Annotated in this window: 18 protein-coding genes; 7 read left to right on the top strand and 11 right to left on the bottom strand. The window is 42.0% G+C overall.

Features of this window, described 5'->3' with window-relative positions; genetic code table 11:
• Positions 1-594: 594 nt before the first annotated feature.
• Positions 595-1794, top strand: a complete 1200-nt coding sequence (locus VXP95_RS00745; RefSeq protein ID WP_005246179.1) for a PilT/PilU family type 4a pilus ATPase — start codon at positions 595-597, stop codon at positions 1792-1794.
• Between the two features lie 80 nt (positions 1795-1874).
• Here VXP95_RS00745 and VXP95_RS00740 read toward each other — a convergent pair whose 3' ends face one another.
• The 4 genes from VXP95_RS00740 to VXP95_RS00725 all read right to left on the bottom strand — a co-directional run bounded on the left by VXP95_RS00740 (position 1875) and on the right by VXP95_RS00725 (position 7094).
• A complete protein-coding gene (locus tag VXP95_RS00740; RefSeq protein ID WP_416711183.1) occupies positions 1875-3077 on the bottom strand; it encodes an MFS transporter in 1203 nt (400 codons plus the stop codon).
• Positions 3078-3290: 213 nt separating this feature from the next.
• On the bottom strand, positions 3291-3665 hold the full coding sequence (gene gcvH / locus VXP95_RS00735) for a glycine cleavage system protein GcvH (protein ID WP_004280423.1): 375 nt from the start codon (positions 3663-3665) through the stop codon (positions 3291-3293).
• An 82-nt stretch (positions 3666-3747) separates the two neighbouring features.
• On the bottom strand, positions 3748-4776 hold the full coding sequence (locus VXP95_RS00730; protein ID WP_064102928.1) for an AraC family transcriptional regulator: 1029 nt from the start codon (positions 4774-4776) through the stop codon (positions 3748-3750).
• Positions 4777-5240: 464 nt separating this feature from the next.
• Entirely contained in the window at positions 5241-7094 is a 1854-nt protein-coding gene (locus VXP95_RS00725) for an ABC transporter ATP-binding protein (protein WP_064102927.1), read from the bottom strand.
• Positions 7095-7300: 206 nt separating this feature from the next.
• Between VXP95_RS00725 and VXP95_RS00720 the strand changes: the two genes are divergently transcribed.
• Positions 7301-7954 carry a hypothetical protein gene (locus VXP95_RS00720; protein WP_416711180.1) on the top strand — a complete coding sequence of 218 codons (654 nt, stop codon included), beginning with the start codon at positions 7301-7303 and terminating at the stop codon, positions 7952-7954.
• A gap of 113 nt (positions 7955-8067) precedes the next feature.
• Here the strand turns inward: VXP95_RS00720 and VXP95_RS00715 are convergent, their stop codons facing one another.
• A complete protein-coding gene (locus VXP95_RS00715; RefSeq protein WP_064096836.1) occupies positions 8068-9321 on the bottom strand; it encodes a mechanosensitive ion channel family protein in 1254 nt (417 codons plus the stop codon).
• Between the two features lie 523 nt (positions 9322-9844).
• Between VXP95_RS00715 and VXP95_RS00710 the strand changes: the two genes are divergently transcribed.
• Positions 9845-11638, top strand: a complete 1794-nt coding sequence (locus tag VXP95_RS00710) for an NAD-dependent malic enzyme (RefSeq protein ID WP_064102925.1) — start codon at positions 9845-9847, stop codon at positions 11636-11638.
• 196 nt (positions 11639-11834) lie between these two features.
• Here the strand turns inward: VXP95_RS00710 and VXP95_RS00705 are convergent, their stop codons facing one another.
• From VXP95_RS00705 to VXP95_RS00685, 5 genes are all read right to left on the bottom strand, one after another.
• On the bottom strand, positions 11835-12371 hold the full coding sequence (locus tag VXP95_RS00705; RefSeq protein WP_416711179.1) for a DUF2058 domain-containing protein: 537 nt from the start codon (positions 12369-12371) through the stop codon (positions 11835-11837).
• A 12-nt stretch (positions 12372-12383) separates the two neighbouring features.
• On the bottom strand, positions 12384-13061 hold the full coding sequence (locus VXP95_RS00700; protein WP_064102923.1) for a YoaK family protein: 678 nt from the start codon (positions 13059-13061) through the stop codon (positions 12384-12386).
• Between the two features lie 42 nt (positions 13062-13103).
• Positions 13104-14300: a serine/threonine transporter SstT gene (sstT, locus tag VXP95_RS00695; protein ID WP_416711177.1), complete on the bottom strand. Its 1197-nt coding sequence runs from the start codon at positions 14298-14300 to the stop codon at positions 13104-13106.
• 326 nt (positions 14301-14626) lie between these two features.
• Positions 14627-16375 (bottom strand): SulP family inorganic anion transporter, encoded by a 1749-nt coding sequence (locus VXP95_RS00690; RefSeq protein WP_064096687.1) that lies wholly within the window; start codon positions 16373-16375, stop codon positions 14627-14629.
• Positions 16376-16558: 183 nt separating this feature from the next.
• Positions 16559-16876, bottom strand: coding sequence for an ArsR/SmtB family transcription factor (locus tag VXP95_RS00685; protein ID WP_064096688.1), 318 nt, complete (start codon positions 16874-16876; stop codon positions 16559-16561).
• Between the two features lie 281 nt (positions 16877-17157).
• On the opposite strand from VXP95_RS00685, the gene cysK reads away from it, so the two are divergent.
• The 4 genes from cysK to VXP95_RS00665 all read left to right on the top strand — a co-directional run bounded on the left by cysK (position 17158) and on the right by VXP95_RS00665 (position 21685).
• A complete protein-coding gene (gene cysK, locus VXP95_RS00680) occupies positions 17158-18156 on the top strand; it encodes a cysteine synthase A (RefSeq protein ID WP_064096689.1) in 999 nt (332 codons plus the stop codon).
• Between the two features lie 184 nt (positions 18157-18340).
• Positions 18341-21034: a heavy metal translocating P-type ATPase gene (locus VXP95_RS00675; protein ID WP_416711175.1), complete on the top strand. Its 2694-nt coding sequence runs from the start codon at positions 18341-18343 to the stop codon at positions 21032-21034.
• Positions 21034-21441, top strand: coding sequence for a Cu(I)-responsive transcriptional regulator (gene cueR, locus VXP95_RS00670; protein WP_064096691.1), 408 nt, complete (start codon positions 21034-21036; stop codon positions 21439-21441). The genes VXP95_RS00675 and cueR overlap by 1 nt, the downstream gene beginning before the upstream one ends.
• Before the next feature lie 49 nt (positions 21442-21490).
• Complete coding sequence (locus VXP95_RS00665) at positions 21491-21685, top strand: heavy-metal-associated domain-containing protein (protein WP_144724668.1); 195 nt, start codon at positions 21491-21493, stop codon at positions 21683-21685.
• A 94-nt stretch (positions 21686-21779) separates the two neighbouring features.
• Here VXP95_RS00665 and VXP95_RS00660 read toward each other — a convergent pair whose 3' ends face one another.
• The gene (locus VXP95_RS00660; protein ID WP_064096693.1) at positions 21780-22385 is read right to left on the bottom strand and encodes a TetR/AcrR family transcriptional regulator; all 606 of its coding nucleotides are present in this window, start codon (positions 22383-22385) and stop codon (positions 21780-21782) included.
• Positions 22386-22561 lie beyond the last annotated feature (176 nt).

Below are 22561 nucleotides of genomic sequence, written 5' to 3'. Positions count from 1 at the left end.
TGTGCTTGACTTGGAAATGTCCATATAGGACATTTCTATTTGGTTATTAGGTAGGACATTTCTACTTGGGAATAACATCAATTTTTTATTTCTTATAAATCATGTTTTTATGGATTTTTCATGTTCCACGGTCATTTAGCAATCAATGTTCCATGGTTCTATTGAGTTTTAATAAATAATATCCAGTTTTTTAATGAGTTATTATTCCATATGCGGAAACTCAAATTGGATTTATAGAAGCGAGTAAGTTGGGTAATCATAAGAAACGAAAATATGTTATGTCTTTGATAGATATTAAATGCGCCGTTCAAAGAAACTTTATTTATTGTAAATCATAAATAATGAGTCATCTACGAGAATTCAACCTTTAAAATTACAATCCTATTTTTTTGGCAGAGTTACTTTAAAAAGCTTGAATACTTCTACTTAATTTAATTTTTATTGAAGTACATCACACAAATATTAAAAAATATTTTCTTTATAAATCAAATATATTTGAGCATATTTATAAAACGCTGCACAATGAAATCAAAATATATTGGCATAAATCTAAGATCAAGATTTGTGCAGTTGTGCATTTCCGGGGGAAAGAAAATGTTCACGGCAGAACTGTTGGACGAAGCAAAAAAATTCATGCATCACATGCTGACTAAAGTAGTGGAATATGGTGGCTCAGATTTATTTATTACGGCTGATTTTCCACCGAGCATCAAACATCAAGGCTTAATGAAACCTTTTGGACAACAGGAACTTACAGCTGAAAAAACCAAACTGTTTGCCTACAGTCTGATGAATGATAAACAGCGTAAAGAATTTGAAACTGAACTTGAATGTAACTTTGCCATTACTGTACCGGGCGTCTCCCGTTTCCGGGTCAATGTGTTCCAGCAACAACTTAATGTGGGTATGGTGATTCGTACCATTACTGCAGAAATTCCAAATTTCCAGAAACTGAAATTACCGGAATCCCTGAAACATGTGATTATGGAAAAACGTGGACTGGTACTGGTAGTCGGAGGAACGGGTTCAGGTAAATCAACTTCACTCGCAGCCATGATTGACTACCGAAATGAAAATTCAGCAGGGCATATCATTACCGTAGAAGATCCGGTTGAATATGTGCATAAACATAAAAAATCCATGATTACTCATCGTGAAGTCGGAGTGGACTGCCATTCCTGGCATAATGCGCTGAAAAATACCTTGCGTCAGGCTCCGGATGTAATTCTGATCGGGGAAATTCGCGATACTGAAACTATGGAACATGCGATTGCTTTTGCGGAAACTGGCCATTTGTGTTTGGGAACTCTGCATTCCAATAATGCCAACCAGACTTTGGACCGGATTATCAACTTCTTCCCTGAAGAACGCCGGAATCAGTTATTGATGGATTTGTCTTCAAATATGAAGGCGATTATTTCACAGCGTCTGATTCGGACTCAAGATGGTAAAGGCCGTCGGGCAGCGATTGAAATCATGCTGAATACACCTTTGATTTCCGACCTGATCCTGAAAGGCGAGTTTCATGAGCTGAAAGCCATTATGGCTAAATCCCGTGAACTGGGCATGCAGACTTTTGACCAAGCCTTATTTGACCTGTATAACCAAGGCGCCATTTCCTATGAAGAAGCTTTGCGTAATGCCGATTCTACCAATGAGTTACGTCTGCAGATCAAGCTGAAAAGCAATCGTCAGGACAGTACTGCACCAGCTAGTGAAGCAACCCAATTCACCATGATGCAAGATCCAAAAGCGGATGAGAAAGAAGCAGAGAATACTTCGGTGTCAGAATAAACCTTTACTCAAAACATCACAGGCAGAATTTTCTGCCTGTTTTGACTTATATTATTTATTATTCAATCCAATCCATAAAATTAGTCAGTTTTGCGTTGTATCAGCAGCTTAAAATAAACAATGCTGCTCAGCGTTAAAAGACCACACAAAATAAAAGCCAACTGATAACTATAAGCGGCAATGATGGCGCCAATGAGCAATGAACCGATGGCAATACCCAAATCATAGAATGTATAAAAAGTTGAGGTTGCATAGCCAATCCGATGCTTGGGGGCACGTTGAATCGCCAAGGTTTGAATACAGGGCTGCACACTGCCAAAACCTACTCCAATCATGACAGCAGCAAGCATGAATCCCCATAAGCTCTGGATCTGGCTCAGTAAAAATAGGCCCAAACTAAAAGCCAACAATGCCGGATAAATCACATATTGTGGACCTTTACGATCATAAATTTTTCCGGTGATCGGCCGTAAGCTCATCATGGAAATTGCAAAAACCACAAAGAACAAACCAGCATAAGCCATTAAACCTTTGCTGGCTGCAAAGGGAGCAATAAAGGACATAATGCTGGCATAAGAAAAAGAAATCAGCATGGCCAGTACCGCAACAGATAATACCGTCTTTTCTACAAAATCTGTCAGCTCAAGTGATGTTTTCTTGTTAGAATTTTCAATTATTTTTTCAGGTTCTTTGACCGGAATCAGAAAACAGAAGGTAAATCCGATAAAGACCAGGGCAACCAGCAGTATGCTGACCTGAAAATAAGACCAGTATTCCATCAGGCTCAGACCTATAAATGGCCCTAAAACAATCCCCAGATTAACCGACATGACAAAATAGCCCATACCTTCGCCTTTACGCTGTTCCGGAATAAACTGGTTTACGACAGGCACACAAACTGTGGTCAAGATACTAAACCAGATACCATGCAAGAAACGGATGATAAACAGAATCGTGAGCTGATCAGCGAACAGGTAAGCTAAGGAAAAAATATTGAAAAATATTTCTGAGACAATTAAGGTTTTGCGTATACCGAATCTTTCGATAATTAAGCCGCTAAAAGGACGCACTGCAATGGCAGAAACCATAAATAAAGTCATGGCCAGACCGGCCTGGGTTAGATTACCGCCTAACTCTTTCAAGATGTAAATTGGCAAAATTGTAGTTTGTGCAAAATAGAAAATAAATAAAAACAGGTTATTGGACAGACAAAGTACAAATGACTTGGTCCAAAGAAGTGAAGTATTGTCGTTCATGAGGATCCTGAATAATATGTGCGACAAGCGCTGAGACTGCACATGAGTATTATTTTTATAAGCAAGCACGACAGATGGGCTGCAAAGCAAGTACCTTAATCACTTTAAGAAATATATGTGAAAAGTGCAATAAGTTTCCGACAGAAATACCTTGAGTTTAATCGGGAAAAATAAGTAAAAAGTTTGTCTTTTCTATAAAAAAATCAGCCCGGAGGCTGATTATCTGAATCTTGGACCAGCTTAGAGTCCAGCTTCATATTCTGTGTTGGAGAGCAGTTTTTCGACATCGGCCATATTGTCCGGCTTGATTTTATAGATCCAGCCTTTGCCATATGGATCATCATTAATAAAATCAGGATCATCTTCAAGATCAGGATTAATTTCAACCACTACACCAGACACCGGTGCATGAATATCGGAAGCAGTTTTGACAGATTCAACTACACCGGCCTGTTCGCCCGCAGTGATATGTGAATCAAGATCTGGTGCTTCGACATAGACCAGATCGCCTAATGCATCCTGTGCATGGTCGGAAATACCGGTCACAACAAGATCACCCTCAATGCGCACCCATTCATGTGTACTTGCGTACTTTAATTCTGCAGGATGATTCATTGATAACTCCTTAAAAATCTTAAGATCATTTTTGACATGTTTTATACATTCTTTTTAAGCAAAACAAAAGGCTTATACTTCCTTATAAATAAGGATCTTTGCGCCAGTTGCTCGGGCTGCGACCACTCCAGCGTTTAAACGCCCGGCTAAAATTGGCGACATCGCTATAACCCAGTTCATCGGCAATCTGTTCCAAGGTAAAATCTGTCCGGGATAATAACGAGGTAGCATGCCGGTAACGCACTTCATCGACCAGGGTAGAAAAGGAGGTGCCTTCGGCGGCAAGTTGACGTTTTAAGGTACGGTCAGACATATGCAAGCGATCAGCCACACTTTCAATACTGAGATAGTGTTGCTCGGCATGGGTCAAGATATCCCGGACACGCATGGCAATCCGGTGCCGTTCGCCCAAGGCAGAAAGTTCTGTTTCACACTGGTTAATCGCAATCTGGCTGGCAATCGGATCGGCATGTACCAGCTTGTTCATCAGGTAGCTTTTATCAAAACTCAGAATTAAATGCGGCTGTTCAAAGCGGAACTGATGAGTAGGGAACTTTGCCATAAAGCGTTCAAAACCTTCCGGCTTCTTAAAATCGAAGTCGATTTCTCCCGTTGCATCGTTAACGCCTGTAATCGCTTTGGCCATACTGATCAGACCAATCATCAAGGCAATGGAAATTTCGGTGCGCAGCGGTTCAAGCTGAATATCGGTTTGCAGTTGTACCGTGGCTTTAGCACCAAAAGTCGAGAAAAATAGTTGCAGAAAGGGTAAGCGAAGTTGAATAAATCGATTCGCCAGTACCAGCGCATCAGTAATATTATTCGCCGTCATAATGGCATAGCCAATAAAGCCATGAATCGAGATCCGCATCTGTGTGCCGAGATGATAGCCCAAGGTCGGTTCCCCGGTCAGTTTCAGGGCATATTTGACCAGTTCATTGGCGACAGGAGTTGGAATACGAAAATCAGGATCTGCCAACTGTTCACTGGTCAGGCCAAAAGGTTTGAAAAGCGACTCATTATTATAACCCCAGCGGGAAATGACATCGAGAAGCAGGAGACCGTAAACACCTGGAATTCCTTGGTCTTGGCGTGGAGCAATTGTTTTCATGCGCGATCCGTTGCACTCATTCAAATTTTTTTATTTATGAATAGATATTGGCATGAAGCCACCAAATTTTTCATTAAAATTGTTGGACAAAATTTTGGCGATTGTGACTGTGCCTCTGGCAGATTAGCCTGAATTCAGCCTTAAAATCAATTAAACCACATAATTTTGTTGATGAAATTAGAATTATTTTATTGAACCTGTCGTATTTCTGCATGGGCTAGCCCAAAATCTGAGAATACGGCGTAAGTGTAAATTAAAATTGAAACATGCTTCATGAGGGTACTTTCAATGCCCATATGCTGGGGAATTTCAGTAAAAAATATCGGATAGATGGCAACTCAAGGTTCATCTGTAGAGAAGATTTTAAAAAGAAAGGTCTGGGCAAAGTTTTCTTTTGTCCCAGACCTGTTCAGTATTGAAGCCGATCAAATCATCAGAAGTTTTGAAATCTTCTAGAGATCATATTATTCATGATCTTTTGATGCTTTGATTTGTTGCTCAATCAGCATGCCGCCAGTTTGACGCTGCCAAAGCTGGGCATAGATACCATTTAATGCCACCAGTTCATCATGCGTGCCTTGTTCGGCAATTCGACCCTGATCCATTACAATCAGACGATCCATCTGCGCAATGGTCGAAAGGCGATGCGCAATGGCAATTACGGTTTTACCTTTCATCAGTTCATCCAGGCTGTTCTGAATGGCAGCTTCTACTTCAGAATCCAGTGCACTGGTGGCTTCATCCAGAATCAGAATCGGCGCATCTTTCAGGAATACACGTGCAATTGCAATCCGTTGACGCTGACCACCGGAAAGCTTCACGCCACGTTCGCCTACATAGGCTTCATAGCCTTTTTTGCCGCGTAGATCAGTCAGATTTGGAATAAATTCTTCTGCTTTGGCTTTACGCACAGCTTCATACATTTCTTCATCGCTGGCATCAGGACGGCCATATTTAATGTTTTCCGCGACCGTGCGATGCAGCAGTGAAGTATCTTGGGTCACTAAAGCAATATTCTTGCGCAAACTGTCCTGAGTGACCTCATCAATATCCTGACCATCGATCAAGATACGGCCCTGGTTGAGATGATAAAAATGCAGCAACAGCTGAATCAGGGTGGATTTCCCTGCACCTGAACGGCCGACAATACCAATTTTTTCACCTGGATGAATGGTGAGATTAAACTGATCAATGACGTTTTTATCATTATAGGCAAAGCTGACATTTTCAAATTTAATTTCACCATGCTTTAGCTGCAGTTCTTTGGTACCTGGTTTATCTTCAATGGTAATTTTACGGCCTAAGGTCTTCATGCCATCTTGGATGGTACCCACATTTTCAAACAGGGCGGAGGTCTGCCACATCATAAATTCGGCAATACTGTTCAGTTTCAGTACCATTGCCGTAGTTGCGGCAATAATTCCCAGCTCGGCCTGACCTTCCATCCACAGCCAGATCGCGGTACCCAGTACGCCACCGTACAACACCACACTCAGCAGTAAAATACTGATTTCGTATTGCGCACCCAGACGCATCTGTTTATATACCGTGACCATAAATTCCTGCATCGAAGTTTTGGCATACTGGCTTTCGCGGCCGGCATGGGCAAAAAGCTTCACGGTCTGGATATTGGTATAGGCATCCGTGATACGGCCGGTCATGACCGCACGGGCATCCGCCTGGGCATTGGAAATTCGGCTCAAACGAGGAATAAAGTAACAAGCTGCACAGATGAACAAGGCTAGCCAGACCATCAGTGGAATGATCAGCAAGGGGGAAATTGCACCCAAAACAATATTGATGGTGATGAAATAAATCAGCACATAAGCCAGCATGTCACCCAGAATTACCCAGAACTCGCGTACTGCCAACGCCGTTTGCATGACCTTGGCCGATAAGCGTCCGGCAAAATCATTGTGGAAAAAATCCAGGCTTTGTTTCATCAGCAGATTATGAAAGCGCCAGCGTAAACGCATTGGGAAATTACTGTACAAAATCTGGTGCTTGATCAGCGATTGTGCACTGGCGAAAAAAATATTGGCCAGAAGAACAATACTCAGTAAGGTTAAATTACTGGCATGTTGCTCCAGAAAAGTATCCGGCTGGCTTTTACTCAGCCAGTTCACCAGGTCACCAATTTTTGAGTAAAGTAAGGCTTCGAAGCTGGCTGCACCAGCAGTACACAGTACCAGAATCAGCAAATAACGGCGTACGCCATAGGCTGCCTGCCAGACAAATGGAAAAAACCTGGTTGGTAAAGGTTGGTTGAGATTTTTGGTGGGATAGGGGTCAACCAGTCTTTCAAGCCATCGAAACATTATCGTACTCTTATCATGCATTTTGCTTTTCGAGAATTATAAAGGATTCTGTTTTTTTAAGCCCGTAATTGGGTGAAATTGCCACAAAATTATTTAAAAGTCAGACTTTACTTTTCAATATGGATACGTAATTCTAAACCCATAATTATATTAAATTTTAATCAATTTTTTATAATCAAAATAATCTCAAAAGAGAGCAGTAAGATATGAGTATTTGGGTAGTAGCTAGCCGTAAACGAGGCTCAGGAAAAACCATGATTGCCATGCATATCACTGAGTTATTACGTGGGCAAAGTCCTACGTTATTGCTTGATGCCAATCTGGAGCCGCAGGGTTTTGAATGGGCAAATCTGAAAAATGAAAAATTTTCTTTCGAGCATCTGGATGTCTTAAAACATGACAGTCATAGTCTGGATCACCGGCTGGATATGCTGAAACAGCAGTTCAGCTATATTATTGTTGATATTGATGGGCAGGATACACCTGCCTTACGTTCAGTCCTGAAACATGCAGATAAACTGATTATTCCAAGTTCCATTAATCCAGAAGATAGTCAGCTTGAAACCGAACTGGTGCAATTGGCGATTGGGATTGCACAATATAATACTCAATTAAAAGTTTATACTGTATTAAATAAGGTTCCTGAACAGCAGCTTGCGGAAATGAAGCAGACACAGAACCTGCTCAAGAATATTCCCGGTACGCAGTTTCTGAATACAGTAATTTATGAGCATCAAGGTAGCCAGAATTTATTATTAAATGATGCAAGTATCTGTGACGATCAGATCAATTTAGAGCCTGATTTTTATAAAATGCTGCAGGAGCTTATGCAGGAAAAATCCTCTAAAATTTCAGGCTGACCCCCCAAAGATTAAATTTATATTTTAAATTATTGATTTTTTATCAAAACAGAATAGTTAAAAGCCTGAAATAGGACAGTATTTCAGGCTTAAAAAATTGTCGGAACTTATAATTAACTAATAATGGAAGAAGGTTGACTAAATGCTTCTTTTAAATCAAGACCTGAAGGGGCTTGGTACACTTTTAAACCAAATTCAGGAATAATCGCCAATAGATGATCAAAAATATCAGACTGGATATTTTCATATTCGGCCCAAACCGTGGTATTGGTAAAGGCATATATTTCTAGTGGTAGACCTTCACTGGTCGGTTGTAACTGACGCACCATCAGGGAGTGATTTTTGCTAATTCCCGGATGCTGTTGCAGATAGAACTCTACATAGGCACGGAAGGTACCAAGATTGGTGAGACGGCGCTGGTTGTACTGTGAATGATGGCTCAGTTGCAGGTTAAATTGTTCCAGCTCTTCTGATTTGGTATTTAGGTACTGATCCAGCAGAATAAAATTTTTCAGCTTGTTCTGTTCTTCAGCCGACATAAAATGTACGCTGTTTTGATCAATGTGAATCGAGCGTTTGATCCGCCGTGCCCCAGCTTCCTGCATGCCACGCCAGTTTTTAAAGGTATCCGTAACCAGTTTGTTGGTTGGAATCGTGGTCACTGTTTTATCGAAGTTCTGTACCGTAATGGTATGTAATGACATATCAATGACATCGCCGTCTGCGTTCAGCGAAGGCATTTCAATCCAGTCACCAATCCGTACCATGTCATAAGATGAAATCTGTACTGAAGCCACCAGTGACAAAATGGTATTCTGGAACACCAGCATCAGTACCGCGGCCATGGCACCAAATCCGGCCAGCAAGGTAAAGACATCTTTTTTCAGGAAAGTTCCCAGAATCATCAGACCACAAACGATGAAGATAATCAGTTTGACCAGCTGTAAATAACCCTTGATTGGCTTGTTACGCGACTTAGGATTGCGTTGATAAATCAGGTTGAAAATATTTAGCAGTTCACCAATTGCCAGAGCAATGGTCAGGAAGATGAAGGCTTGTGCACCCATCTGGATGAAGGTCTCAACCTTGTCAGATAAATGCGGAACGGTGGTAATCCCGTTCATAATTACAATTGCGGGCACGATATTGGCAATGCGACGAATCACGCTATGCTCGGCAATGATTTCATTATGTGCAAAAGGCATTTTGGAAATCATTTTACGAATTCCACGTACCACAACCTGTTTGGCAAATAGATTGGCAAGAATGGCCAGTAAAATCACAATACTGAGTGAAGACAGCATTTCCAGCCATGGATACTGATCTGCCCAGACCTGTATATTCTCGATCACCTTAAACTGTTCCAAGTTATCTTTTCTCATTCAATTAAAAAATAGTTATAGAGTTTATAGCTTTAGCATGAATTTTTTAATTTTAAATAAACTTTTAATACATTTCCTCATATGCTGTTTACTATCAAACGGTTAAAAAGGCCTGAAAATACAGCTCTAGCTTGGTTTCAAGTTTCATATTCAATAGATTTGCTACTGAATATTTTTTATGAGAAATAAGTTTTATTTTTCAATATATAATATTTGAAGTTACAAAATATAGATTTTTACTTTTATTAATAACTAATATCATTTAATACAAGAAGAATTAAATTGAAATCAATTTTTTAATTATCTCATTTAATATTAATGCCTAAAGGTAGAATAATTATTAACACAGAATTTAAAAAAATAATGATTTCAAAAAAACTCGCAGTGCATAAAGAAAATATGCGAATAATATTTTAACAAGTGTTGATTCTAAAAAGATGCTCGGCTGAGCTGATATTTAATCCAGATACTTTCTCAACATCCTATAATTATTTTAAAAGGTATGAATATGTATACTCGTCAAGCTAAAGTGGTTGTTGAAAATAACCAGCGTAAATTTAAAACTACTGCACGTGGCTATGAAGTTTTGCGTGATCCTGCCTTAAATAAAGGGACTTCATTTAGCATAGAAGAAAGAAAAGCTTTGGATTTAACCGGGATTTTACCACCCGTGGTAACGACTGATATGGAACTGCAATTAAATCGCGCCTATCAGGCTTACCAGGCCTGTAACAGTGATTTGGATAAGCATATTTATATGTGGCGTCTGCATGATAATAATGTGACATTGTTTTATGCATTATTACAGCGTCATATGCTGGAAATGTTGCCTGTGGTTTATGACCCGATTGTGGGGGAGGCAATTGAAAATTATAGTGAAATCATGACACGTCCACGTGGTATTTTCTTGAGTATTAATGAACCTGAAAGTATTGAAGAAAAGCTTCGATCCTATGGTGCTGAATCTGGGGATATTGATCTGATAGTCGCTTCCGATGCTGAGGAAATTCTGGGAATTGGAGACTGGGGTTCAAACGGGGTAGATATTTCCATCGGTAAGCTGGCGGTTTATACCGCAGCTGCGGGAATAGATCCACACCGGGTTATCCCTGTTATTCTGGATGTAGGCACCAATAATGAAAAATTATTAAATGATCCGTCTTATGTCGGGAACCGGCATGAACGTATTCAGGGCAAAGTTTATGATGATTTTATAGATGCCTATATAAAAGCTGCAAGAAAGTTATTTCCACAAGCTGTTTTGCATTGGGAGGATTTTGGTTCGACCAATGCCCGGCGGATTTTAGACCGTTACCGAGAAACCCTTCCAACCTTTAACGACGATATTCAGGGCACAGGTGCTATTGTGATGTCTGGCCTGTTAAATGCAGTTAAATTAAGTCAAACACCGTGGACTGAACAGCGGGTAGTGATCTTTGGTGCAGGCACAGCAGGCTGTGGTATTGCAGATCAAATCTGTGCTCAAATGATTCGTAGCGGCCTGACAAAAGAACAAGCCATTTCCCGAATCTGGTTAGTCGATTTGCCCGGCTTATTAACTGAAGATATGAATGATGGTCTTCTATATTTCCAAAAAACCTATGTGCGTAAAAATGCTGAAGTTGCTGGTTTTAATCGGGTAGTTAATCATACTGCGATAGAGGCAAGAACACGTTGGCCCCATATGGCAGCATTACAAGCAAAAGCTAATCAAAATAAAGGGATTATTGATCTTGCAGAAACTGTTGCACAAGTAAGACCCACTATTTTAATAGGAACGTCTACCACACCGGGTCAATTTACAGAACAGATTGTAAAAAATATGGTCAATCATGTTGAACGTCCCATCATCTTCCCATTGTCCAATCCGACATTACTACATGAAGCAACACCGCAACAGCTGATTGAGTGGACGAATGGGAAAGTATTTGTGGCAACCGGAGCACCATTTGATGATGTGATTTATCACAATGTGCGTTATAAAATTGGCCAGGCCAATAATGCGGCACTTTATCCAGGTTTGGGTTTTGGTGCAATTGTTGCCAAAGCTCAAAAAATCACGGATGAAATGATCTTTGCCGCCGCCCAGGCCGTGGCCAGTCAGGCAAATTTAGGTTCTGAAGGTGCCTCGTTATTACCGTCAAATGCCGATCTGAGAGTAACTTCCAGCGTTGTGGCTTTAGAAGTGCTTCGTACTGCACGGGACCAAGGAATTTCTGAGCTTAAAACAGAAGAGTCTGATGTTGAGGTGATTCGTCAGGCTGCTTGGTGGCCCGTATATGTACCTGTAGAAGCCATCTAGTTTCAGCTTAAAAATGAGGATGCAGATGAGACGTAAGCTGCATCTTTTATTCTGAAAAAAAATTTAATTTCGTTACAACGGGGATGGTGTTACAAATTTGAGTCAAGGTCTATTTTGAATCATTCCAATTGAAGGCTTTAGATTAGAGATTAAAAAAACCGGCCTGAGCCGGTTTTTTTATTAGATAAGAATAGGCTTACCACATCAAATCATCTGGAATGACATAATCTGCATACGGATCTTCTTCATCAGTCGTTTCTTCATTTTTCTCTGAATTATTCACGATGATAAAGCCTTGCATTTTGGCATTGATACGATCCGCCAGCGCTTTAGGCAGGAAAGCATAGCTTTCATTTTCGCGGGCGATCACCAGGCTTCCTGCGACCAGGGCATTATAAATCTGCTGATTCAGATAGACTTTCTTGATTTTAGAATCATCAATAAACTGATAGGCAATTTCACCGTCAGTGTCACGAATTTTATGCTGATTGATCATTTGCATAATGGCAGCTTTGAGTTCTTTTTCCTGTAGCGCTGCTTTTTTCTCTCGTTCAATCGCCTGATCTTTTGCCAGCTTTTCCTGTTTGGTCTGTTCAATTTTAGCCTTGATTTCAGCATCACTGCTATCGCCAGTGCGCTTTTCGTGAACGGCCTGTTTTGACAGTTTTTTTGCTTTCTTATTATCGACCAGACCTGCCTTTAACAATTGTGCCTGTAATGCGTTTTTAACCATAAGAATGTCCAGTTATGAGTCGAATTGATGTCGATAACGTATATAAATCACCCAGTAGGTGAGGCTGAGGGTCAGACTCAACACGACCGGGATCAGGAATGAGTTTAATTTTAAATAAGGGTAAACCCAGCTGGCAAGAAGACCACCACCGAAAAAACCGAGTAAAATCAGAACATGTAAAATCACCCGGCGTGGTTCCACATCCAATCCGCGTATACGGTAGCCTAAGGCCAGACCAAGATCGGTCAGTACGCCAGATAAATGCGTGGTGCGAATAATTGCGCCCTTATAATGGCTGACCATGGCATTTTGTACGCCCATTGCTGTACAGGCCCAGAGCAGGCCATAGCGAGGAAAATAAGGGAGCAATATCCAGCTTAGCAGAATAAACAAAGCCACCAGGCTGAGCGGATAGCCATAAAGACGTCCTAACTGAAAGTGACTGTTACCCAGAATAAGACCGCTATACATTGAGCCAATGACATAACATAGCGTTACCAGAAACAGATACACGATATGCTGCGGTTCCCAATTCACCAGCGCCATGGCCAACATACTGATATTACCGGTCATATGGGAAACGGATTGGTGCAGGACGGTAATCAGACCGAGTACATTAATCATGCCGGCATTCACGGCAAGAAAAAATGCACCCAGATGAATCCAGATGGGTAAACGCTGTAATGGCATAACAACATCAATGGCTAAACATATTGTTTAATTAATATAAAATCAATTTGATGCGCGGTCTACTGCTGTCGTGAACAAAACGTCAGTCGATGAATTTAGCGCGGTTTCAGTAGAATCCTGTAATACACTGATTACCATACCAATTGCAACAACTTGCATGGCAATGTCTGAAGAAATACCAAACAGGCCACATGCGACCGGAATCAATAGCAATGAACCACCGGCAACACCAGAAGCCCCGCATGCCGAGATTGCAGCCACCACCGAAAGAATCAGCATGGTGGTAAAATCGACATTAATTCCCAAAGTATTCACGGCAGCCAATGACAATACGGTAATAGTGACAGAAGCACCAGCCATGTTGATTGCAGCACCGAGAGGTATTGCAATACTTGCAGTCGATTCTTTGACACCTAAACGTTTTGCCAGATCCAGGTTTACTGGAATATTGGCTGCCGAACTACGGGTAAAGAAAGCAGTAATACCACTTTCTCGCAAACAAGTGAACACCAGTGGATATGGGTTATTACGCGTGATTAAGGCAACCAGAAGCGGATTAATGACCAGAGCCACAAAGACCATGGTTCCGAGCAACACGGCAAGTAAATGCACGTAACTGGTCAGCGTTTCGAGGCCAGACTCAGCAAAAGTCACTGCAACCAGACCAAAAATACCTACAGGCGCAAAACTGATAACAAGACGAATGACATAATTCACCGCAAAGGCTGCATCATTCAAAAGTGTCTTGGTTGTATCTGATGCATGACGGAAAGCAATACCTAAGGCTACTGACCAAGCCAGGATACCAATAAAGTTAGCTTCAGCAATGGCAACCACCGGATTAGCGATAAAACTGAGCAGCAAATTTTTCAGAATTTCTACCAGACTGCCAGGTGGCTGCAAGTCAGTTTGTGTAGCGATATCCAGGAACAGTGTACTTGGGAATAAAATACTCGCAACCACAGCGCTGAGTGCAGCAAGGAACATACCAACCGCATACATTATCATAATCGGCCTGATAGCAGAGTTAGACTGACCCACCTTAAAATTCGCGATAGAAGCTAACACTAAAATGAAAACCAGAATCGGTGCAACAGATTTCAAGGCTTTAATAAACAGGTCGCCCAGTAGGCTTAATGAGGGAGCAACTTCGGGAAATACCACAGCCACAGCCACGCCTAAAATAATGGCGATGATGATTCGAGAGACTAAGCTCATGCGCGTAAGGGCAGAAAACATAAGATTGCCTTGTGAAAATTACGAGGGCGAAATGGGGAAAAAAGTCGTGCTATTTTATACTTAAATTAAACAGGGCTTCGACTATATTTTCATATTAAAGTCAAACTATTGATATTATTAATATATTCTAAAGTTAACTGGTTTTAGATATTTTTTTTTGAAGAAAAAATCTGCACATGATGGATAAATCCTCTCGGAGAAAATTTTATAGATGAAATAAATATCAATTTCAGACCAAGAAATTCAAATTATATTTGAAAATTCATAAAAGACATGAACTCATATCCGCTTTATATAGCCGGGCATGAGTATAAGTCTAAATGGTCCTAAATTGTATAATCTTTATGCTGTTCAAAGATCTCTGGCGCCAGATCTCGGATCGCCTGAAAATGTGTCAGATAAATCCGGCCACTCAGATGCTTCATCAATCTGGACGCCTGCAGTTTATCCATCACCGGGCCTTTGACTTCTGCGAAATGCAGGTGAATATCCAGTTTGGCCAATTCAGCATTTAAATCTTCCAGCATTTCCAGAGCACTCAGATCAATGGCACTGATACTGGAACAGTTTAAAATCACGTGTTGTAGCTTGTCATTCAGGCTGATCTCATTGATCAGATATCCTTTGAAGTTATTGGCATTCAGAAACGATAGATTTTCATCAATCCGCAGTGACAGCACCCGATCTGAGGTGATGACCTGATGGCGCTGAATATTGCGAAAATGCTGGGTTCCTTCAACTAGACCCACGACTGCAATATGCGGCCGGCTGATGCGCCATAACATCAGCACAAAAGTTGATACAATTCCAATCAGCAAACCAGTAGAAATGTCAATCAGCACCACGCCCAGAAAAGTAATCCACATGGCAAGACCATCTGCTTTGGAATAACGCCAGGCATCAACGAATGGCTGAAAGTTAACCAGTTTCCAGATCGAGACAATAATTGTGGCGGCCAGAATTGTCAGGGGCAGATCTTCAAAAAATCCGGTAAAGAACAGGCTGACAAAAATAATCAGAATTGAAGATAAAACACCAGCCATAGGGGATTTGGCACCGGCATCAGCATTCACCACAGTCCGTGACAGGCTGCCCGTTACCGGAAAGGCTGAGCTTACGCCTGCACTGATATTGGCCAGGCCAAGCGCGATCAGTTCCTGATTACTATCTAGATGGCTGCGCTGCTGCAATGCTGTGGCTTGCGCAATCGAAAGCGATTCTACAAAGCTGATCATGGCGATCATGCTGGCACCAGGCAACAAGGTCATGACCAGTTCCCAGTTCCAGTGTGGAAAGGATAAAGGTGGAAAACCGGATGGAATTGCACCGACAGTTTTAATGCCATAAATCTTTAAATCCAGAAATACAATTGCAGCAATGCCGAGACACACCAGAATCAGGGGTACCGCCCGGACCAGAAAATCTGTAGGACCAATCCGGCTTTGTACAGCCTGAGATTTTAATAACTTGGGCAGATAGATCAGCAGACTGATAGACAGCAGGCCGAAAATCAGGCTAGGAAGGTGCAATAGCGGGAAGTATTGCAACAAGCTACTGACAAACTCCGGAATATTATTGGCTTTTAAGGGGAGATCAACCAAAAACTTTAACTGGCCAAAAGCAATGAGCAATGCTGATGCAATGATGAAACTTTGAATCACGGGATGACTGATTAGCTGGATCAGAAAACCAAAACGGAATACGCCTAAAAGCAGGGAGATAATGCCAACCATCAGTGCCAATAACATTGCAGCTTCAATATAGACCGGGGAACCCACTTCAAACAAGGGATTAAGCGTGGCGAAGGTCATCATGGAAATGATGGCCACGGGGCCGATTGACAAAGTCGAACTACCACCGAGCAAAGCATAAATGATCATTGGCAGGATGCTGGCATATAAACCCATGATCGGTGGCAAGCCTGCAAGCATGGCATAGGCCATCCCTTGGGGCACCAGCATCGCCACTACAATCAGGGCAGCCAGAACATCGGATTTAAATTTGACTGGCGTATAGTGGCTTAACCAGGCCCAGGCAGGGAGTTTATGCAGAATTTTAGACTTGGAATTTGGCATAAAAAGGTCTAAATCACAAATATAGATATATTATGCACAAATTCTGCTAAGAAGTCTTAGCTGTTCTAAATATGTGATGATTCATATTTAGAATCATCGGAACAAGTCACATTGCATCTAAAAATCTGGAATTCTGATTTTTATAATGTAAAACACCCTTAATGTCTAAAATTTAAATAACCATTAATTTACCTTATTGCTGCAATATAATTGGTAAAGTGTATTTAAGACGACAATCAAATTTTGGTCTTTAATTGAATAATAAATCTGTTTGCCATTACGCCGGGTATGGACTACATCACTTTTACGCAGCATCATCAGCTGCTGGGAGAGCGTAGGCTGTTTGATTTCAGTCATTTGCTCGATTTCTGAAACATTCAGTTCCGCTTGTGACAGATGGCATAAAATGAGAAGACGGTCAGTATTGGCCAGAGATTTTAAAATGCCGACGACCTGTTCTGCTGAATTGCGCATGGTCGTGATTTCAAAATCGGTTTTCATTCAATATATCCATTATAAAGTTACAGCCAGTCAATTATACGGGGCTGGGTCCTTAATACATTGCTAAAAACAGTTAAGTTTTATGGTTTTTAATGAATTGAATTATCAATTAAAATTATATTTTAAATATTGATAGATAAGATAAATTTATTGCAGCATGTGAGAAGCATTTTAGTTCTCATTCGTGCAATGAAGTGCAAGTTTCATCAAACATCTACAAAGCACAAAAATGCTTGTATGATGTTTAAATGACTTGAACCAATAACATCAGGGATATCATCATGAGTACAGATTCAGCTTTTCCAGTACCGAGTAATCTAGGTATAGCGGTTTATAGTAATAATGCAGAGGCGATTGGAAATACACCACTTGTTCGCATTAATCGTGTGATTTCAGGTCCAGCCAATGTACTTGCAAAAATTGAGAGCCGTAATCCTGCATTTTCAGTAAAGTGTCGTGTGGGTGCAGCACTAGTTGCTGATGCAGAAAAGTCAGGCAAACTCAAGCCGGGGATGCATATTGTGGAGCCAACCAGTGGCAACACTGGGATTGCACTGGCTTTCGTTGCTGCAGCCAAAGGCTATGATATTACTTTGACCATGCCATCGAGCATGAGTATTGAGCGCCGTAAAGTGGTCAAAGCGCTAGGTGCTAATCTGGTACTGACAGATCCGGCTAAAGGCATGAAAGGGGCAGTAGAAGAAGCACAACGTCTAGTCAATGAGAACCCTGAACTGTACTACCTGCCACAGCAGTTTGAAAACCCGGCCAATCCAAAAATTCACGAAGAAACCACAGGACCAGAAATCTGGGAAGCAACCGGTGGTAATGTGGACATTCTAGTTGCTGGTGTAGGCACCGGCGGTACCATTACTGGGGTTTCACGTTATTTTGAAAAAGTGAAAAACAAGCCTTTATATTCAGTGGCGGTGGAACCTGCTGAATCTGCAATTATTGGTCAGGCGAAGCGTGGTGAAACCCTAACCCCTGGACCACACAAAATTCAGGGTATCGGCGCCAACTTCATTCCAGGTAATCTGGAGCTGGACCTAGTCGATGAAGTGATTGCCATTAATAGCGCAGAAGCAGTTGAATGGGCACGTAAAACTGCCGCTCAAGAAGGTATCCTTGTGGGAATTTCATGTGGTGCAGCGATGGCAGCAGCGGCCCAGGTGGCTGCTCGTCCTGAAAATGCCGGCAAGAATATTGTGGTGATTTTGCCAGACGGCGGTGAACGCTACCTGTCTTCAATCCTGTTTGAAGATATTTCGGCTGACTAGAGTCCGGTACATTTTAGATCAAAAGTATCGCCATAAAAGCCCGACGTTATGTTCGGGCTTTTTATTGAGCTACATGCCTTCATATAAGGAAAAATAAAGAATTTATCCCAAAACCTTGACCTTCCCATAATGGTAATGTTTAAGCTATGGGATAGGTAGTGAATGGGCGAATGGAGAACACGGAATGAATATATCAGCGACTCCCCGGTTGCATGAACAACAGGTGCAGATTAGCGGTATGACCTGTGCCTCCTGTGTAGCTCGGGTGGAAAAAGCCTTAAAAAAAATTGAAGGCGTGGTCGAGGCATCTGTCAACCTGTCGACTGAAAAAGCTTTTATTAAAAGCCAGCAGCCGATTGCTGCCGCTGCGCTGGTTCAAGCAATTGAAAAATCCGGTTTCGATGTGCCGACGCAACAGTTTGATTTGAATATTGAAGGCATGACCTGTGCATCCTGTGTGGCTCGCGTAGAAAAAGCACTCAAAAAAGTGGAAGGCGTTCTGGATGCACAAGTGAATCTGGCCACTGAAAAGGCGCATGTGAGTGCGATCAATTCTGTGCCATTGTTTAAACTAACTCAGGCAGTGCAAAAAGCTGGGTTTGATCTTCAGACTGACCGGATTGAACTTGCCATAGAAGGCATGACTTGTGCTTCATGTGTAGCACGAGTCGAAAAAGCTTTATTGAAAGTAGAAGGTGTCAGCGAAGCACAGGTTAATCTGGCCACCGAAACTGCCTGGGTGAAAGCCTCACATTCTCAGATTCCGGCATTGATTGCTGCTGTGGAGAAAGCTGGTTATCAAGCTACACTAAAATCCGGTACCGATCTCTCAGCAGAGAATCATGTGGCTTTTCAGGAAAAGAAAGCCAATGAAACTGCACAGCTGAAACGCGATTTATGGTTGGCACTTGTTCTGACAATTCCCGTATTTATTCTGGAAATGGGTTCACATCTGATCCCAGCTTTTCATCACTGGATTACCCATATACTGGGAACACAAAACAGCTGGTACATCCAGTTTGTATTGACCACCCTGGTACTGCTGATTCCAGGACGACGTTTTTATCAGCATGGTATTCCGGCATTATTACGTTTGGCACCAGATATGAATTCTCTGGTCGCAGTCGGAACTATTGCAGCTTATGGATTTTCCTGTATTGCGACCTTTTTTCCGCAGCTATTACCGCAGTCGACCGTGCATGTGTATTTCGAAGCGGCTGCCGTCATTGTTACGCTGATCTTGCTGGGGCGTTATCTGGAGGCCAAAGCCAAAGGGAAAACTTCAGAAGCGATTCAGTATCTGGTCGGTTTGCAGCCGAAAACAGCCCGAGTACAACAAAATAATCACTGGGTTGATCTGGCTATTGCTGATGTGCAGCAAGGTATGCTGATTGAAATCCGTCCGGGTGAAAAAGTTGCTGTCGATGGTGAAGTTGTTAGCGGGCAAAGTTATATCGATGAAGCCATGATTAGTGGTGAACCTTTACCTGTGGCCAAACAGGTTGGCGATCAGGTCGTGGGGGGTACGGTAAACCAGAATGGAACCTTGCAAATCAAGGCCACTGCGGTCGGACAGGATTCGGTGCTGGCACAGATTATTCAAATGGTAGAACAGGCGCAAGGCTCAAAATTGCCGATTCAGGCCGTAGTCGATAAAGTAACCTTATGGTTTGTACCTGCGGTCATGGCGCTAGCGGCCTTGACCTTTATGGTATGGTTCCTGTTTGGGCCTGAGCCGAATCTGACCTACGCATTGGTAAATGCAGTTGCTGTACTGATTATTGCCTGTCCATGTGCGATGGGGCTGGCGACTCCTACCTCGATTATGGTCGGAACTGGACGTGCAGCAGAACTGGGCGTGCTGTTTCGTAAGGGCGAAGCATTGCAGTTATTGCAGCAAACCAAAGTCGTCGCACTGGACAAAACTGGAACCTTAACTGAGGGAAAACCGCTGCTGACCGACTTTGAAGTTACGGCAGATTTTAATCAGCAGGAGGTATTGCAGCTCGTCGCTTCAGTGGAGGCTAAATCTGAACATCCGATTGCTCATGCCATCGTTCAGGCTGCCCGCAAGCAAGAACTTGAACTGAGTGAAGTAACCGATTTTGATTCGATCACTGGTGCAGGGGTCAAAGCACAGGTTGCCGGTCAGCAGCTGCATATCGGTGCAGAACGTCTGATGCAGGACTTGGGTCTAAATGTCGATCTGTTTAAGTCTGCTGCACAAAAACTCGGTGATCAGGGCCGCAGTCCATTATATGTGGCAATTGATCAGAAACTGGCTGCGATTATTGCCGTCGCCGATCCGATTAAACCAACTACTTATAGTGCGATTCAGGCCTTGCATGACCAAGGCCTCAAAGTAGCGATGATTACGGGTGATAATCAGCATACCGCGCAGGCGATCGCCAAACAGCTGAAAATCGATCAGGTGATTGCCGAAGTCTTGCCGCATGAAAAAGTCGATGCAGTACGTCAACTCCAGCAGCAATATGGTGTGCTCACTTTTGTTGGAGATGGAATCAATGATGCACCGGCACTGGCCCAGGCCGATGTTGGTATGGCGATTGGTACCGGCACCGATGTCGCGATTGAGGCGGCCGATGTCGTATTGATGTCAGGCAATTTACAGCATGTGGCGACAGGCATCGGCTTGAGTCAGGCCACTATGCGCAATATCAAACAGAATCTGTTTTGGGCCTTTGTCTATAATATTGCCTTAATTCCGATTGCCGCAGGTGTGCTGTATCCGTTTTGGGGTATTCTGTTATCGCCAATGTTTGCCGCAGGCGCAATGGCATTGTCCTCCGTGTTTGTCGTTAGCAATGCCTTGAGATTAAAGGCTTATCAACCGGTGCAGTTTAAGGAGTCAGCGTGATGAATATTGGCCAAGCCGCAAAACGCTCAGGCATCTCTGCAAAAATGATCCGATATTATGAAGAAATTGGCTTGTTGCCCGCTCCGAAACGAAGCGATGCAGGCTATCGGGTTTATACTGATGCGGACATTAAAACCTTAAGTTTTATTCAGCATGCACGTGAACTGGGATTTTCATCGGAGCAGATGAAAGAACTGCTGGGCCTGTGGCTGAACAGCTCACGCCAGAGCAGCGAGGTCAAACAGCTGGCTCAAAAGCATATCCAGTTTTTACAACAGAAAATTGCCGATATGCAGCATATGCTGATGATATTACAGCAATCGGTGGAGCAGTGTGCCGGCAATGAACAGTCCGATTGCCAGATTTTAAAACAGATTGAACAAGGTGTCAGAACTGAGCAGCAATGACATGCGCTGTATTCACATCAATTTTTAAATCGATCCTATGGAGCTAAACATGAAATTCCGTATTGAAAACATGACTTGTGGTGGCTGCGCACGCAGTGTCACTGCCACAATTAAAGATCTGGATGAAAATGCCACAGTAAATATTGACGTGGCCAGCAAGCTGGTCGAGGTTGAATCGAGTGTGAGCGAATCCGAGATTGTTGCAGCTTTAACTGAAGATGGTTTTCCACCTGTGGCAGCTTGATATTGATCAGATAAGATGACATAAAATATTTTTATAAACTCATAGTCTAGAATAAAAAATGCCTGAGTAAATCAGGCATTTTTTATTCAGATCATTATACCGACGAAATTTTATCCGGTGTCATGAGTGCCTGATTAATATACAGCTTGATCAGACGTTCGCGTGAACCAATCGCTTTTTGATAATTGCTTGAATTTAATAACAGTGAGGCACCATAGGTCACAGTCCAGATATAAGATAAATAATCCCGAATCGACATGGCGCTTTCTAAAGCAACCAGATAATCATGAGTGATATCTTTAATCCGGAGAATCCGTTCTTCACGAATACGATAAAGCTCCTGAAATAAATCTTTCAGATTCTTTTCATTATTGGTTAAACGCTCTTCGATGACATGCAACAGAATGGTCCGGTTGGAATTAAGCATGTGATAGAGCATATATTGTGAAACATAATTTTTAATATCATTATTATGCTTTTCTGATATTTCAAGAATTCTTTTTTCATTGAGAATAATTAATTCTAAATATAACTGGTTCTTGCTTTTAAAATGCTTGTAGATGGTTCCTTTGGCAATATCCAGTTCACTGGCGAGTTCACTCAAGGTGATGTCCTGATTATTGTCAAGCAGCAAACTCTCTGCCATGTTCAGGATCTTCTCTTTACGAAGAAGGAAGTTCTGCTGTCTTACAGTCATCATCTTCTTGGTCCATACTTTTTGAAAAACAACCTTCCAAGAATATGCAATTTTGCACGTGATTACTATAAAACTAAGGTCGTGATATTTATCTTATTTTGTATATTTATGCAGCAACTGCTGGCAAATAAAAATAGGCAGGGTGACAAGCTCAAAATATTGTCAAGAAAATTGAACCC

This window comes from Acinetobacter sp. 226 (assembly GCF_048147925.1).
Lineage (GTDB): Bacteria > Pseudomonadota > Gammaproteobacteria > Pseudomonadales > Moraxellaceae > Acinetobacter > Acinetobacter pecorum.
Note: the sequence above shows the minus strand (reverse complement) of the source record. Positions and strands in the feature narration are given on the sequence as shown.

Coding starts and splice junctions, on each gene's coding strand:
- VXP95_RS00745 (WP_005246179.1), top strand. CDS start 595: ATGTTCACGGCAGAACTGTTGGACGAAGCAAAAAAATTCATGCATCAC.
- gcvH (WP_004280423.1), bottom strand. CDS start 3,665: ATGAATCATCCTGCAGAATTAAAGTACGCAAGTACACATGAATGGGTG.
- VXP95_RS00730 (WP_064102928.1), bottom strand. CDS start 4,776: ATGAAAACAATTGCTCCACGCCAAGACCAAGGAATTCCAGGTGTTTAC.
- VXP95_RS00725 (WP_064102927.1), bottom strand. CDS start 7,094: ATGTTTCGATGGCTTGAAAGACTGGTTGACCCCTATCCCACCAAAAAT.
- VXP95_RS00720 (WP_416711180.1), top strand. CDS start 7,301: ATGAGTATTTGGGTAGTAGCTAGCCGTAAACGAGGCTCAGGAAAAACC.
- VXP95_RS00710 (WP_064102925.1), top strand. CDS start 9,845: ATGTATACTCGTCAAGCTAAAGTGGTTGTTGAAAATAACCAGCGTAAA.
- VXP95_RS00705 (WP_416711179.1), bottom strand. CDS start 12,371: ATGGTTAAAAACGCATTACAGGCACAATTGTTAAAGGCAGGTCTGGTC.
- VXP95_RS00700 (WP_064102923.1), bottom strand. CDS start 13,061: ATGCCATTACAGCGTTTACCCATCTGGATTCATCTGGGTGCATTTTTT.
- sstT (WP_416711177.1), bottom strand. CDS start 14,300: ATGTTTTCTGCCCTTACGCGCATGAGCTTAGTCTCTCGAATCATCATC.
- VXP95_RS00690 (WP_064096687.1), bottom strand. CDS start 16,375: ATGCCAAATTCCAAGTCTAAAATTCTGCATAAACTCCCTGCCTGGGCC.
- VXP95_RS00685 (WP_064096688.1), bottom strand. CDS start 16,876: ATGAAAACCGATTTTGAAATCACGACCATGCGCAATTCAGCAGAACAG.
- cysK (WP_064096689.1), top strand. CDS start 17,158: ATGAGTACAGATTCAGCTTTTCCAGTACCGAGTAATCTAGGTATAGCG.
- VXP95_RS00675 (WP_416711175.1), top strand. CDS start 18,341: ATGAATATATCAGCGACTCCCCGGTTGCATGAACAACAGGTGCAGATT.
- cueR (WP_064096691.1), top strand. CDS start 21,034: ATGAATATTGGCCAAGCCGCAAAACGCTCAGGCATCTCTGCAAAAATG.
- VXP95_RS00665 (WP_144724668.1), top strand. CDS start 21,491: ATGAAATTCCGTATTGAAAACATGACTTGTGGTGGCTGCGCACGCAGT.
- VXP95_RS00660 (WP_064096693.1), bottom strand. CDS start 22,385: ATGATGACTGTAAGACAGCAGAACTTCCTTCTTCGTAAAGAGAAGATC.